We start from the raw sequence: 14,377 nt of genomic DNA, 5'->3' as shown, positions 1-14,377 counted from the left end.
CAAAGTCCGATGCGACGATCAACGTGCGAGACGGGCGCCGACGCAAAGTTGTGGCGGAAGCAATAAGCTTAAGTAAGCATTTTGGTCAGATCCGGGCTTTGCAATCAGCTTCCTTTACCCTCTCCGAAGGCGAGGTGCTTGCAGTTGTTGGAGCGAACGGCGCAGGTAAATCAACCCTGTTGAAAATTCTTGCGGGCGTCTACCCCCCAGATGGAGGGACCCTGCGGGTCAATGGCGAGGAAGTGACCTCCTTCAGTGCACCTGAAAGCCGAGGACGTGGCATTGAAATGGTTTATCAGGACCTGGACGACGTGCCGAACATGGATGCGGTTTACAACCTCTTCGTCGGCCGCCCCATCCGCAAGTGGGGAATTTTTGCGGACTACAAGAGCATGATTGCCAAGACCCGGGAGGTGTTGACCGGGTTAGGTGTGGCGACTGTTCAAGATGTGACCCAGCCGGTCGAGACCATGTCTGGGGGCCAGAGGCAAGCGCTAGCGATCGCACGAGCTGTTACATGGGGTAGCGGAATCATCATTCTCGATGAGCCAACTGCCGCCCTCGGCATCCTTGAAACCGAGCGAGTGCTGCGTCTCATTGGGGATCTCAAAGGTAAGAGGGCTTCAATTTTGCTCGTCACGCATAATCTCGAACACGTGTTCCGCGTCGCCGATCAGATCTTGGTCATGTATCAGGGTCGAAGCATTGCGCAGATGCAGCGGCAGGACACGAACTTGGCAAAGCTTGCCGCGGCCATTGTCAGCGGCGCTCATTGAAGGCTTTCTCATGCCAATCGGAACGAATCTATCGGCCGGAGAGACCCCCGAAGGCAAGTCAGATTCACATCCGACTGCTATCGATTGGATGCGCACGCTCCGCGACAACGCGGCACTTATAGCACTTCTCCTCCTGATTCTCGTCTTCTGGATTGCCGCAGGCGACCGTTTCATGTCGGTCAGGAATTGGGCTTACATCGCCCAACAAGCACCTGTGCTTATAATCGTCGCTATGGCCCAGAGCTTTCTTATCAGGGCTGGCTATGTCGACCTGTCAGTAGGATCCCTGCTTGGCTTGGCAGCGTACCTCGCCGCCTGGGGTACTCAGACACGTGGGCTCATGGTGGGCCTGAGCTTGGGCCTGGTCATCGGCGTCCTCGGCGGGCTGATCAACGGCGCAATCATTGCGTTCGCGCGCATTCCGTCATTCATGGTCACCCTGGGCATGATGGTGATCTTACGAGGCGCCGTCCAGATCATCTCTGGTGGTGAAGCGATCTATCTCTCCGATGAGAGTAGTGGGATAGCCGGCTATGCTCGCTTCGATGCGATCGGTCGCTTCCCCGGCATCCTGATTGCCACGATCCCGCTATGCGCGATCGCGTGGGTTATCTGCAACCAAACCGTCTTCGGCGATGACCTGAAGGCGATGGGCGGTAGTGAACGCGTCGTTGGACTATTGGGTGTTCACGTCAATTCTCGGCGACTTTCAGTTTTCGCACTCTCGGGATTTTTCGTTGGCCTCGCGAGCATGATAAATCTCGCCCGCATCGGCGCGGCCACGACAATGACAGGAACTGGGCTCGAGCTCGAGGCGATTTCTGCGGTTGTCATCGGGGGCACTCCGCTGACAGGCGGATATGGGAGCATCTCGAAGACCGTTATGGGTGCGGTTGCTCTCGTCACGCTTTCGAGTGGCCTGACGATTGTGGGCATCCCGCCGTCTTGGGACGACGTCGTGAGAGGTGTTTTGATCATTGCCGCGATAGGGATCGCTCTGGATCGCAGAAAGATAAGTCTGGTTCAAGGCGATCTCGATGAGTCGCGTCCAGAGTACCGGCATCTGCATCAAGAGATTCGCGCCCGTTTTTTCGGCATCGAGAACACCCGTTTGTATCGCGATCTCGAACGACGCGAGGCCAAAATACGGCGTCTAATCGATGCGAACATCATCGGGATATTTATCTGGGATTTCGAAGGTCGGATCATCGAGGTCAACAATGCATTTCTCCACATGCTGGGTTACGACCGCGACGACTTCGCGGCGGGCCGGATGAGTTGGATGGATCTGACGCCGCCGGAATGGCGCGACCAGGACGCCAGGCTAGCACAAGAGATTGAGGGGATGGGGCACTTGCCACCATTCGAGAAGGAATTTTTCCGCAGGGACGGGAGCCGCTTGCCTGTGCTGATGGGTGTCGAGACTTTCGAAGGTGGAGACGATGGTGTCGCCTTTGTGCTCGATTTGACTGAGCGCAAGCGGGCGGAGCAAGCCGTCCGGGAACGCGAAGCCAAGATTCGGCGCCTGGTCGACGCCAACATCATCGGGGTCTTCGTCGCCGACCTCGATGGTCACATTACCGATGCCAATGACGAGTTTCTACGCATCGTAGGATACGAGCGCGAAAATCTTAGCAGCGGTCGGATGCATGTGCTCGACATGACGCCGCCGGAATGGTTGGACCGAACGATGCAGACACAGGAAGAGGTCAAGCTGGGAAAAACCGTCCAGCCGTACGAGAAGGAGTATTTTCGAAAGGACGGCAGCCGTGTGCCGGTACTAGTTGGCTCCACGATATTCGATGAAAGCAACCTGGCTGTGCCATTAGGCGTGGTTTTCGTCGTCGATATGACCGAGCTCAAGCGGGCAGAGGCCGGAGCGCGGGATATCGAACGGCGACACCGCGAGATCCAGATGGAGCTGGCCCACGCCAACCGCGTCGCGACCATGGGACGGCTCACGGCCTCGATTGCCCATGAAGTCAACCAGCCGATCGCCGCAACGATTACCAACGCGCAAGCTGCGCTACGCTTTCTTGAGGCCCAAACAGTGCATTTGGACGAGGTGCGGCAGAGCCTCAATGATATCGTGAAAGATGGAAAGCGGGCGGGCGAGGTGATTAGCCGCGTCCGCGATCTCATTAAGAAAGCGCCGCCCCAGCGCGACGACTTGGAGATCAATGGAGCGATTCGCGAGGTGATTGGGCTTATCCACACGGAAGCCGCGAAGAATGGTGTCTCTATGCAGGCCGAGCTCACAGACGGCTTGCCGATCGTTCAAGGAGATCGAGTTCAGCTGCAGCAAGTCGTTCTGAACTTGATCATCAATGCGATCGAGGCCATGAGCGTCGTCAGCGAAGGGCCTCGAGACTTGTTGATCTCCACGGGAAAGATCGAGTCCGGCGACGTGTTCGTGAGGGTCCGAGATTCGGGTCCGGGCCTGGCGCCAGCGACTCTCGAGCGAATCTTCGAGTCATTCTACACGACCAAGCCGAGCGGCTTGGGACTCGGGCTCTCGATCTGCCGTTCGATCGTCGAAGCGCACGGCGGACGGGTGTGCGCGAGCGCCAATGTCCCCCGTGGTGCCAGTTTTCAGTTCACGCTGCCAGCGGCCAAACGAATATAGTCTCTGTGTGTTGACGGAGGCGCTTCGCGCACCTTCGCCGGATTGGCGGCCATCCGCATCCGAAGGTTGACCGCGGACGCGGCGCGGAGATCGTTGTTGAGCGCTACTCTTCTCTGGGGTCGGAGCGCCGCGGGAAAATCAGGATCGATCTTGATCCCCCAGTTCCAAACTCATGCCGAACGCTTCCCGCAAGTGTCCTTGCCAGTTCTCTGACTATCTTCAGGCCACGTCCAGGCTGGATTGTGGGGCCGGCCGAGCCGTCGTCAAGAACCCGGCATTCGACGAACGCGCCTGCGCGAAATAGCTGGACGCGAATCTCGCCACCGCCATTAGGGAACGCATGCTTGGCCGCATTCGTTATGAGCTCGTAGACGATCATTCCCAATCGGCAGCAATCATTCGATTGGAGTTGCAAGGGAGCCGCCGCAAGCACGAGCCTTGTTTTCAGATGATCGAGCTTGGAACGGCTGATTGACAAGCACAATCTTCGAAGATATGCCGCCGCGTCAGTGCAGGCGTCATGTTCGGGAATCTGTAGTGCACGATGCATGTCAACCAGTGGTTGAACGGGTTTCGCGACACTTGCCAATGCGGCCTTGACTTCCTCATTCTGAGAACGCTTGGCGATGACAGAAACGACGCTCATAATGAAGGTAAATTCGTTGACGATCCTGTGGTTCGCTTCGTGCAGGAGCAATAGTTCTTCCGCGAACGGCAACTTGACGGAAGGATCGATTGTATGACCTACGTGCGGCTGGTGAGTATCAAGCGTGCTTCGATAGCGCATATCCATCGGGTCTATCCTGTTTCGTTCGAGCCGATCGGCCGTACCCTGTTCAGCTGCCGTCCATGATGAGATGGAAGGGTATCTGGCCGCGACGGGTCTATTGTATCGGGGTCGAACAGATCGAAACCTTGAGCGAGAGCCAGCGCGGATGCATGCGGATTGAGCTGTTTGTTTACAGAACGAAGTGAGTCCCGTCCGGCGTTCATGTCGCGCGCAACGCAGCCAGCATCTTGGCGGGCGTGAACGGCACCGAGCGCACCCGTACGCCAGTCGCCTCGAATACCGCGCCCGCAATCGCGGATGGTACAACCGCGCAGGTCGGCTCTCCGCCACCCCATGGCACCTCTTGCGGCCGATCGATCAGGTCGATCACCACTTCCGGGGTCTCGGGAAAGGTCAAGATCGGATAACTCGCCCAGTCGAGGCTCGTCACCATGGATCGATCGAAGGTGACCTCCTCCTTGAGCGTGCGGCTCACTGTCTGCAGTATGCAGCCTTCGATCTGGTTGCGAAGTCCATCGGGATTGATAATCTGACCGCAATCATGCGCGACGTAGAAGCGCTTGGCGGCCAGCACGCCGGTCTTGCGATTGACCTCGACCTCGGCAACGACGCCGACATAGGTGCGCACCAGCTCGTATTTGACATAAGCCAGCCCACGTCCGATCGACACGTCGGAATTGCGATCGGGCATTGGGCGCTTACGCCAGTTGCTCAGGCGGGCAAGGCGCTCGAGCAGCTCCTTGCCGCGTGCATCAGTGAGATAGCGAAGGCGAATATCGAGCGGATCCACGCTAAGGCTGGCAGCGATCTCGTCCAGAAAGGACTCGTTCGCGAACGTATTCTGTAGGCGGCCGGGCGAGCGAATCCAGGCCGGACGAAGCGGCGTCGACCCCAATCTATGAGCCGTCGTCGTCAGGTTCGGTATGGCATAGGGGATCGCGAGGTCATTGAGCACGCCGCCGGGGTTGAGCGTGCCGAGGCTGTCAAGCCCGGCAAGATCGGCGCCAGTGAGCGCCACCATTCCTGCAGCTCCGTCCGGCACAAACAACTCTGATTCCCAAGCCACCACGTCGTGTTGGGCATCGATTCCGGCGCGCAGATCAACCAGCGTCGGCGGCCCTTTCGGGTCCCAGCCGTGCTCGTTGGCGCGCATCCACTGCACACGAACCGGCTTGCCGACGGCGCGCGCTAGGAGGGCTGCATCGGATGCGGCATCTTCATGCCCATTCCGGCCGTAGCAACCGGCCCCTTCGACATAAATACAGCGCACGTCCTCGTCTGCGACGGAGAGCGTCGCGGCGAGTTGCTTGCGCAGGCTGTGCGTTGCCTGCGAGGCAGTCCAGCAAGTGAGCTTGCCATGACCAAAACGCGCCACCGCGCAGGAGGGGCCGATCGATCCGTGGGTATGGATGGCGAAATCATAGCTCGCCTGCAACTTGCGTGGCGCGGCCTCGAGTGCTGTACGCGAGCTACCGATTCGGCTTGTGACATCATCGCGCACGACGGGCGTGCTCCGCACATGCTCCCAAAGTTTGCTTTGCTCCGGGAGTCCTTGCCAGTTCGACCACGTGACCTTCAATTGCTGGGCGGCCCTGATCGCGCTCCACTCGCTTTGGGCCACGATCCCAAGAAAATTCTTGATGCGAACGACTTGCACGATGCCCGGGATGTTGGCGATCGAGGACGGATCATAGGAGATCAGCTCTGCACCGAAGCCCGAGGGACGTACGACCCGGCCGTGCAACATGCCCGGCAGATCGAAATCCTGCATGAAAGTGAAACGCGCATGTACCTTGCCGGGAATATCCAGACGGCGCACCGGCTTGCCGACAAGCGTGTATTCGGCGGGTGGTTTTTCCGGCGCAGTGTCTTCGATCTCGAGCGCCAAGCTCGCGGCTTCAGCAAGGCTGCCGATTGACAGGTGCTCCCCGCTTGCCGCGGCGATCATGCCGTTACGCATCGTGAGCGTGGAGATTTCACACTGCAGCCGCCTCGCGGCGCTGCGCAGCAGCGCCTGGCGCGCCGTGGCTGCCGCCCGCCGGAGCTGCATGCCGCCGTTCTGGATAGAGAAGCTCCCGCTCGTGACCCCCTGGTCTGGCGTGAGCGCGGTGTCGCCCTGGATGATCGTGACGCTGCCCAAGGGAACGTCGAGCTCTTCGGCAACGATCTGCGCTAGCGCGGTTTGGACGCCGGTACCGAGATCGACTTTGCCGGAATAAACCGTGACTGCTCCATCCGGTGCGATCGCAAGAAAACCGTCGACGCGGTCGGCCGAGACAGTGCTGTTTGCCTTCTTCGCTGTCGTGCGGTCGAGCGGGAGACTGAAGGCGACAATGAGTGCGCCGCTAGCCTTCAGCAGCGTGCGCCGGTCGATCGTCTTGTTCATGGAGCCCTCGAGCTCAGGAGCTTGCCGCGGCGCGCATCACCGCGCGGACGATGCGCAGATGCGTGCCGCAGCGGCACAAATTGTTTGCAAGTGCGGTCTTAACCTGCTGCTCGCTCGGCTTCGGCCTGCGCGCGAGCAGGTCGGCGGATTGCATGATCATGCCGTTGATGCAATACCCACACTGCACGGCCTGCTCTTCGACGAACGCCGTCTGCAGGGGATGCGGCTTCACTTCGGTGCCGAGCCCTTCGAGAGTGACGACCCGGCCGGAAACGGACGAGAGGGGCGTGACGCAGGAGCGCACCGCCGTTCCGTCGACGTGCACCGTACAGGCGCCGCATTGGCCAAGGCCACACCCGAAGCGAGGGCCGTGCAAACCGAGTTCGTTTCTCAGAACGTAGAGCAGGGGGATATCCGGATCGTCGATAGTGACCGAAACGGTTCTGCCGTTCACATTCAGGGACGTTGTCGCCATCGAGGCCTCGTTGTTTCGGTGCCGCCGTGGGCATCGCCATGAACAGGTGCGGATCGGTTCGGCCGCGATGCGGTAGAGATATCAGCAGCCGCGGCAAATGCCCTTGATGATACGGTCGAGCGCGGCGTTCTCCTGGTTGATGGGATTGTTCGGATCCATGAGGTCTTTCTCCGAGGGTACTTGGTCGGCACGGGGCTGACGATGCCCGACCGGCGCCTCCGGCAATGATTGCTGTCCCGAGACCATCGGGCCAGGAACGGCTGGATTTGAGCGACCAACGGGCTGCGCAATCGCCAGGGACGTGCCGACAAAAGTCATCAACGCTAGGGTCGCCGCAAGCTTTCGCATGATGAACCTCCGGCGTTTGTTTCGGTCTTCGACTAGTCAATCGGGAGGCGACCTTGCCAGCTCTCTGCAGAGCGAGATTTGTCGTTGTTGCCACTCTCGTTGTGATCTTGCTCATTTCACCCTCCGACGGTGAAACGCACCAGAAAGGTGCGGACGACATCGGAATCGAAGCAAGTGTGATCAGCGCAAGGACCTGCAATGCGCGACAAAACCGCACACGAATCTTCATGGCTAGGCCAATAAATCCCCTGTGCTTGCAGCAACAGGGCGCACGCGTTGCGCTCGACACTACACGACGGAGAAACATATGCGGCGACTTGTTAGCACTCTTGTAGCGGTCTTTTTGGCTGCGAGCGTTCCCACCGAGGTAGCATTGGCGAGCGGAGCGCCAGATCCAGTGTGCCTGCCTGCGGTGATAACAACTCCTTACGGTGCGACTTCGCAAGGTTTGGGCAATGCCGCGCCAGCGCGTCCGGTGGTTTGGGCTACTGCGTCACTAACCCGGTATCCGCCTTCAATGCGTACGGGAAATTCGGTCGGGCCACCGAGCTCGCTTATTGAGGTCGAATTGATCGACAGCAACTTTCGTAACCATTCTGCCGCCAGGCCGAGTGGATCGCTATCGTGTTAACACGCTCGAACCTACGGTGAGCGACCACTTGAGCCGGGCCTTGCCGCTGATGTGGGCGCGCACGCCCGCCTCAAAGGCGCTTGTTCTGTGTAGCCGGCGCGTGTTCTGAGCGAGTAGTCAACAAAGCGATGAGTCGGGTTCACGGCAAAAGCGTATCAGTGTGCCCAGGCTGGTCCGAGCATCGGAGCCAGCTAAAGACAGATCGGAGTTCATTCGGAGTTGAGCTGCTTAGCTTGGCAGACTTCGCAGTTTGCTAGTCCCTGCAGAGCAGAGCGAGACCGCTATACCCAGGTCTCCAGGGGCAGAAGCGGCCAGTTTCATTCGATAACGCCAGCAGCGCGCACGAGCAAGGATAGCGACACCTCAAGATCGAGCGCCTTTGCGGCTTGAGATTGATGACCAGATCGAACTTAGTCGGTGCCTGGACAGGGAGTTCGGCAGGTTTTGCACCTTTGAGGATCCGATCGACGTATATTGCCGCTTCTGGAAACTGTTCAGCGAAATCGCTACCGTAGGCGACGAGACCGCCGGACTCCGCGAAGTAAGTGGGCGTAAAATAAATCGCTGGCACGCCATAGCGGGCCGCCAGCAGAATGATTTTCTGGCTGTTGGTCACGTTGAACGGGTCCGGCATTACGATGATGCTGCCTCCCGGAGGTCGTGCCTGTACCGCAATAGTTTCTTCGATCTCGTCTTGTCCGTGAACCGGTGCTGTATTCACCTCGACGGCTGAGGAAGATGCGGCACCCGGAATGGAGGGCATGTAAATTTTGAGCGGCGCTGCGGTCGCCGGATTGAATAGCAGAGCTACACGTACCGTGTGTGGAGCGAGCTCCCTTCAATTACTCAACCCACTTGCCGCCGAGCTCTGAATTGTCGCTCATGAATCCGGTCAAATTGCCACCTGGACGAGAGAAGCCTTAGACGAACCCATTACCGATCGGGTCGGCTACATTCGTGAATACGGTCGGGATTGTGTTTGTCTCCCGAACAAGGGCGACAACTGCGCGAGTGCCGTTAGCGACGATAAGATCGGGCCGCAGATTGACCAACTCCTTTGAAGACGACCGGATTCGTCCTGCATCACCGGTGCCCCAGCGAAGCTCGGTTTGAACATTGCTGCCCTCTGTCCACCCGAGCCCTTTCAGGGCGCCCAAGAACGCGGTCACCTCGGATTTGCGCTACCGGACCGGCATTTGCCATCAGCACACCGATCCGCCGGGCCCGCTTAGACCGTTGCGCATGAGGGACAAGCGGCCACACCATTGCAACACCGCCGACAAGAGCGAGGAACGGCCGCCGCTCCATATAACTCACCACGGGGTTGAATAAGGCGTCAGCGCCGCTGCATCCGCCATGGTCGCTCTCCTCTGAAGGGCTCAAACCCCTGCGCCTCGACGCGGGCGAGGAATCGAACGTTTCCTGCAGGCCCCGTTTTCCAGTTTGGGAAAACAATGTTGAATTCAGTTTCGAGGCTTCGGCCATTGGCAAAGCAATGCCCATCGCGGTCAGCCTCTCAACGTCTTCGTTCTTGTTGAACCTCATTGACGATGAGCGCTTCTCCGCATTGGTATTGCTGCGATTGGCTGCTGCTTACGCCGAAATCCGCTAAGTTCCCGGCTTCGGTTGAGCGCTCGGGCGAGCTGACGACACGCGCCAGACGGTGTTTCCAACGTCGTCAGCAATCAGCAATCCTCCGGCGCGGTCGAGCGCAAGACCAACCGGTCGTCCGCGGGCGCGGTTGTCTTCATCGAGAAAGCCTGTGACAACGTCCCGTGCCGCGCCACTGGGCTTTCCATCGCTAAACGGCACGAAGACGACCTTATAGCCACTGAGCGGAACACGGTCCCAGCTACCGTGTTCGCCGACGAACGCACCGCTTCGATAATCGGCGGGAAGATCGCCGCCCGCGGACATTGCTACTCCCAAGGGCGCCACGTGGGAGCTTAGCGAGTAGTCCGGCACAATGGCTCTAGCCACCAGATCGGGGCGCTGCGGCTGGACGCGCGGGTCCAGATGCTGACCGTAATAGCTGTACGGCCAGCCATAGAAGCCTCCGTCCTGCACCGAGGTGAGATAGTCCGGGACCAGGTCGGGACCGATTTCGTCTCGTTCGTTCACAATGGCCCATAGTTTGCCGGTTTCGGGCTCCCACTGAAGCCCGGTCGGATTGCGCGTTCCGCTAGCGAAAATGCGATGTGCGCCAGATGCGCGGTCGACTTCCCAGATCGCCGCTCGTTCATATTCGGCTCCGACTCCGTTTTCGGTGATGTTGCTGTTGGATCCAACCCCGACATAAAGCTTTGAGCCATCCGGGCTTGCCAACAGGGTCTTTGTCCAGTGATGATCGATCGGACCGCCGGGAAGATCCGTCAGCTTGCTCGGCGCGGCACTAATGCTGGTCTGTCCCTCCTCGTAGGGATACCGGACAATGGCATCGGTATTGGCGACGTAAAGGTCGTTACCAACGAGCGCGACGCCGAAAGGCGAATTCAAGTGGTCCAGAAAGACCGTCCGCACTTCGGGAATGCCGTCGCCATTGGTGTCACGCAGCAGCGTGATGCGGTTCGCATCCTTTGCTGCGGCGCCGGCGAACCACTTTACCCAGGCAGTGACGACATCCTTGGGACGGTAGATCGGCGCCTTCGGACCATTGCTCTCAACGACCAGCACGCCGCCGTTCGGAAGGACATAAAGAGATCGCGGATGCTCCAAGCCAGTCGCCAATGCCTGGACCTGCAGATCCTGCGGCACGGTCGGCTTTTCGTCTTTTCCCCACCCGACCGGCTGCGCAATCCGAATTGGTGGCAGCAGATATTGCTGGAGAGCGGGCAGGCTCGGATTTGCGCCAATCTGGTTTCTTGGGTCGCCGCCGGTATTGTCACAGCTTGCGAGCCCCAGGCCGGCAACGGCGACGGTGAGAGTGGCGAAGCGCGCCAGGTTCGTCGCACGGGCAGTCTTGAGGGCGGGCATCACGCGTTTGCTCCAGAATGACGAGGAGAGGTCAGGACCCAGCCGGTCGGGGCCATGCCCAACAGAATTATCACGACGACCGCCGAGAGCATCAGTCCGGTCGGCACAACCGCGGTGTAAGCGTCCCGGCTGTGTACGAACACGTTGACGAGGCCGAGGAGGACAGCAACCAGATAGGCAGTCGCGCGACCCCAGGCTGGCTTGTGGCCGCCCGCTGCAAGGTCAATTCCGGCAGCGATCATGGCCAGGCCCGCCACGAGCAGGCCGGCCGTTATCAGCCAAGCCGAGAAGTTTTCCCACATCACCTCCGCTGTCCGCCAATAGGCGAGATCGGTTGCAAGTGCGCCTGTAAAATAGGCGACGGGAAACGGCGTGAGTACCTGGTGAAGCGAATAGCTGGCGGCCCCAGCGCCTTCGCGCCTGAAACTCGCATTCGTTGTCGCAACGTGCTGCATCTCCGTAGTCCTCGTAGCTCGCGGGTGGGATCACCAGGAACCCGGCAACAACCAGCGCCCTGATGCGATGTTTTGCGTCGCGCATCTTCGTGGTGACCCGGGGGTCGGCTGGCGACGCCTTGTTTCCAAATAATAGACAACGTGCACGACGCGACTTGCCGAGAATTGCTCTTGCTGCGGAACTCCTGCCGCTAAAGTACTTGCAATGGCTAGGTGGTGCGACTGAAGGGGCTGTCGGAATCTCGTGGAGAAGCTCCGCCAGATGCCGCCGCGCGGCAGACAGCTCGGCTGAGCGTGGAGATGTGAGGTGTGGTCTTGGAGCGACGAACGCCTTTCAGGGGCGGTTTCGCCCAAACTGATTCTTTCCCCCTTCATTCCGTGTGACTACCTTCCGTTGGGGGAGCTTCGCTAGGCCGTCTGCGGCATCGATGCACCTACCGGCACCGGTCAGGACAGAATGGGTCGTCGAGTTTGTTACTCGCTCACTCACACTCCGCCGTTTTGCACGAAGCAGTAGACGAATCCGGCGGTGCTCAGAAACACGATGCTATGGCCCGTCGGATTGCCGTCCTTCCAGGTCAGTTTATTGTCCGGAATCTCGATCTCGGTGCCGACCGGGACCGGCGTTCGCCTCAGCTTGATGTTGTCGCGATCGTCGGTGATGGTACAGAAGGTCTTGCCATTCCTGACATGGATGTCATCGCACCAATAGGCGTCGGCTTCGCCGCAGCAAGATGCAGTGGGGACATCCGGCATCATCAAGGCCTGATACCACGCGCGGATCTTGGGGTCGGTGTTCTCCCATTGCCCGAGATCACGGGATCGAGCTGTTGCGGTCAAGACCAGCGAGCCTAGCGCCAGAACCGCCAGCCTGCGCACAATGGAGCCGAAGGCTTTCGAGATATGTCGATGTTTCATGTCCAGTTCGTCGGTTCTCATGGTGTGTTGAGGGCCGCTGGCTCATACGCTGCGAACTCTCGCCGCGCCGAGAGGAGGACGTCGCTTCACAAAGGTCTCCTGTTCCCTCTTGTGTTTCCTATTCCACCGGAACGGGCCTGTGGCACCGACATGGCTGAGAAGTCGATTGCACTGTGGAGAGCACTCCAATTCGAGATCTTGAGACAGAGCTTAGCGGCTCGCGTAGGCGCCGGCTTTAGAACGATTGCTCTCTTTGGCGTGCGGTTGCCCTCAAGCGCACGAAATCCGCCAGGCCCTTCCTGGAGCGAAGTCCGGTCAGGGCAGCAAAAGAGTTGGCGACGCTGGACAAGCTCTCGTGAGTCAGGCCAGTAGCGATATGGTTCTCGTGAGCGGCTAGATCCAAGCGGCGGCGTTGGACGTTAAGCGGCGCCAAGATCCCTCAAACTACGGCAATTCCCGCAAATTCAGTGTCAGGGTGGATCACTAATCTCAAGCAGTGACGTTTCAACTGCGTGAGGCTCTGCCATGGACTTTATTTGCAAACTCCTCATGTGGAGCTTTATTGCTGCCTATTGGCTGAACGAGGTCAGCCGAAAGAATCGGGATCGGGTCAAGGCGCTGCCCGTGACGATTGCGCCGACCCCGGAGCGTAACAAACCGCCTGGATTTCATCGGAGCTCCGCTACAGCGGCTGAGGTGCAAATCCTTCGAAATAAACACGGGCCTCGTGGGGCTTGCGTTGATATTTAATTGGCATCCGATCGCGGCAGTGGCTCTCTTGCGTTGTGCCGCCGCGATCCGCTTGATGCCGATGGACCTTGGGGCAGGACAAGCCGTGATCTCAGCTGGCCACGCGAAGACGTTCGGTGGTCCGGCGCGTGCGGTTTCGAATCTCGAAGAACGCAAGTTGCCGATGCAGTTCAGCTGGGTCGCGTGCTAGCCGAATTGTCGCGGCTCGGTTCGCGCCGTCGGCATCGTCACCGCGGACACCCCGAATGGTTTCGATGAATTTGCTCGCGGGCGTGAGCTCTTCGGCGCGACGATCGTGCTGGATTCCAGGGCGGGTCGGTCAATGATGCTATCGCGCTGGGGCGGCGCTGGCGCAATCTTGGCATGCTGACGACGGTCGGCACCGGCATCGATGCAAACGGCGAACATGCCGAAATCGTGCCGCAGGCCTATTGTGAGTCCATCTGCGTGTTTCTGCTGCTATCGGGCAGAGTGCGTTATGTGCCGGATGGCACGCATGTGGGTGCATCAGATCTGGAGAGGATCGCACCGATAACGCCGAGGCGGCGAGCTACAGTGCGGACGACATGACAATCGTCGAACGCGATATCGGTCGCCTTGCCAAATACACGTTCGATATGAGCGGCGGTGGCGATCTCTTGTCGCTCGCGCTCAGCGTGCCGCCGTGGGAAGACTTGCACGAATTGTCGCCAGCAGAATTGCGGTTGACCAATTTGGTAACGAGTGACGCAGTCGCCGACGTAGTCCCGCGAAATAGCACGGCCCCATCGAATGACGACGGCAGCCCAAAACCCGTGCAGCAGGACGAAGCTGCAAGCGCGGAAAGGACCCTTCTGGCGGCCGAATCGACCAAGGACCACTAAAGCCACCGTCGCGCCTGGCGGCGTCGCAGTCGCCTCTCCTGAACAGCCGCAAGTTGGCTGTGGAATGAGGAGCCCAGTCAAATCAAGATGACCAAGTCGATCCCCAGTCCTACGAACAACAAAAGCTTCTTCTATCCGGTGCGCAGCGGCGAAACGATGATCGAGATGATGTATCAAGCGCAGCCGGCACGATGATTGACGCTTCAGCCCGAACTCCAATACATCATCCGGCCGGGTGGCGGTGTCCTCAACCCGGATGGCAGGCTCCGGCTGAACGCGTGGGGCATCGGTCTTCGCTCGACGCTGAAGTTCTAGGCTTCGGCATAACGCACAGTAAGTCAGGAAAATGTCTGGCCGAGACTCTGAAACTGAACGATGGCAGAATT

Annotated in this window: 12 protein-coding genes and 3 pseudogenes; 6 read left to right on the top strand and 9 right to left on the bottom strand. The window is 59.3% G+C overall.

What is annotated here, in order from left to right; translation table 11 throughout:
• Positions 1–110: 110 nt before the first annotated feature.
• Both F758_RS0111095 and F758_RS50775 read left to right on the top strand, forming a co-directional pair.
• Positions 111–776: pseudogene (locus F758_RS0111095) on the top strand (ATP-binding cassette domain-containing protein); the annotation flags it as partial.
• Between the two features lie 10 nt (positions 777–786).
• Complete coding sequence (locus tag F758_RS50775) at positions 787–3,402, top strand: ABC transporter permease subunit (protein WP_245286459.1); 2,616 nt, start codon at positions 787–789, stop codon at positions 3,400–3,402.
• Between the two features lie 103 nt (positions 3,403–3,505).
• Here the strand turns inward: F758_RS50775 and F758_RS43610 are convergent, their stop codons facing one another.
• From F758_RS43610 to F758_RS0111065, 4 genes are all read right to left on the bottom strand, one after another.
• A complete protein-coding gene (locus tag F758_RS43610) occupies positions 3,506–4,195 on the bottom strand; it encodes a sensor histidine kinase (protein WP_024507934.1) in 690 nt (229 codons plus the stop codon).
• A gap of 196 nt (positions 4,196–4,391) precedes the next feature.
• Positions 4,392–6,578: a xanthine dehydrogenase family protein molybdopterin-binding subunit gene (locus tag F758_RS0111075; protein WP_024507933.1), complete on the bottom strand. Its 2,187-nt coding sequence runs from the start codon at positions 6,576–6,578 to the stop codon at positions 4,392–4,394.
• 13 nt (positions 6,579–6,591) lie between these two features.
• Complete coding sequence (locus tag F758_RS0111070) at positions 6,592–7,053, bottom strand: (2Fe-2S)-binding protein (protein ID WP_024507932.1); 462 nt, start codon at positions 7,051–7,053, stop codon at positions 6,592–6,594.
• An 81-nt stretch (positions 7,054–7,134) separates the two neighbouring features.
• The gene (locus F758_RS0111065) at positions 7,135–7,401 is read right to left on the bottom strand and encodes a hypothetical protein (RefSeq protein ID WP_024507931.1); all 267 of its coding nucleotides are present in this window, start codon (positions 7,399–7,401) and stop codon (positions 7,135–7,137) included.
• Positions 7,402–7,800: 399 nt separating this feature from the next.
• Here F758_RS0111065 and F758_RS53205 point away from each other — a divergent pair, with 399 nt between their 5' ends.
• Positions 7,801–7,962, top strand: a complete 162-nt coding sequence (locus F758_RS53205) for a DUF3551 domain-containing protein (RefSeq protein ID WP_198026454.1) — start codon at positions 7,801–7,803, stop codon at positions 7,960–7,962.
• A 323-nt stretch (positions 7,963–8,285) separates the two neighbouring features.
• Here the strand turns inward: F758_RS53205 and F758_RS52760 are convergent.
• Both F758_RS52760 and F758_RS53200 read right to left on the bottom strand, forming a co-directional pair.
• Positions 8,286–8,855: pseudogene (locus F758_RS52760) on the bottom strand (ABC transporter substrate binding protein); the annotation flags it as partial.
• 97 nt (positions 8,856–8,952) lie between these two features.
• The gene (locus tag F758_RS53200; RefSeq protein ID WP_084305225.1) at positions 8,953–9,201 is read right to left on the bottom strand and encodes an ABC transporter substrate binding protein; all 249 of its coding nucleotides are present in this window, start codon (positions 9,199–9,201) and stop codon (positions 8,953–8,955) included.
• Positions 9,202–9,356: 155 nt separating this feature from the next.
• Between F758_RS53200 and F758_RS0111055 the strand changes: the two genes are divergently transcribed.
• The gene (locus F758_RS0111055) at positions 9,357–9,644 is read left to right on the top strand and encodes a hypothetical protein (protein WP_024507929.1); all 288 of its coding nucleotides are present in this window, start codon (positions 9,357–9,359) and stop codon (positions 9,642–9,644) included.
• Here the strand turns inward: F758_RS0111055 and F758_RS0111050 are convergent.
• The 3 genes from F758_RS0111050 to F758_RS0111040 form a co-directional block, all read right to left on the bottom strand.
• The gene (locus tag F758_RS0111050; RefSeq protein WP_084305223.1) at positions 9,641–11,005 is read right to left on the bottom strand and encodes a PQQ-dependent sugar dehydrogenase; all 1,365 of its coding nucleotides are present in this window, start codon (positions 11,003–11,005) and stop codon (positions 9,641–9,643) included. The two genes, F758_RS0111055 and F758_RS0111050, sit on opposite strands and share 4 nt — an antisense overlap.
• A complete protein-coding gene (locus tag F758_RS0111045) occupies positions 11,005–11,460 on the bottom strand; it encodes a DUF2231 domain-containing protein (protein WP_024507927.1) in 456 nt (151 codons plus the stop codon). Before F758_RS0111045 ends, F758_RS0111050 begins: the two co-directional genes overlap by 1 nt.
• Before the next feature lie 486 nt (positions 11,461–11,946).
• Positions 11,947–12,378 (bottom strand): hypothetical protein, encoded by a 432-nt coding sequence (locus F758_RS0111040; RefSeq protein ID WP_245286458.1) that lies wholly within the window; start codon positions 12,376–12,378, stop codon positions 11,947–11,949.
• 811 nt (positions 12,379–13,189) lie between these two features.
• Between F758_RS0111040 and F758_RS43605 the strand changes: the two are divergent.
• Positions 13,190–14,082: pseudogene (locus F758_RS43605) on the top strand (COG3904 family protein).
• A gap of 104 nt (positions 14,083–14,186) precedes the next feature.
• Positions 14,187–14,306, top strand: a complete 120-nt coding sequence (locus tag F758_RS53195; protein ID WP_157449948.1) for a carbohydrate porin — start codon at positions 14,187–14,189, stop codon at positions 14,304–14,306.
• The last annotated feature ends 71 nt before the right edge of the window (positions 14,307–14,377 follow it).

Source organism: Bradyrhizobium sp. ARR65, from assembly GCF_000472385.1.
GTDB lineage: Bacteria > Pseudomonadota > Alphaproteobacteria > Rhizobiales > Xanthobacteraceae > Bradyrhizobium.
The sequence above is the reverse complement of the archived record's forward strand: the minus strand, read 5'-3'. Positions and strand labels throughout refer to the sequence as shown.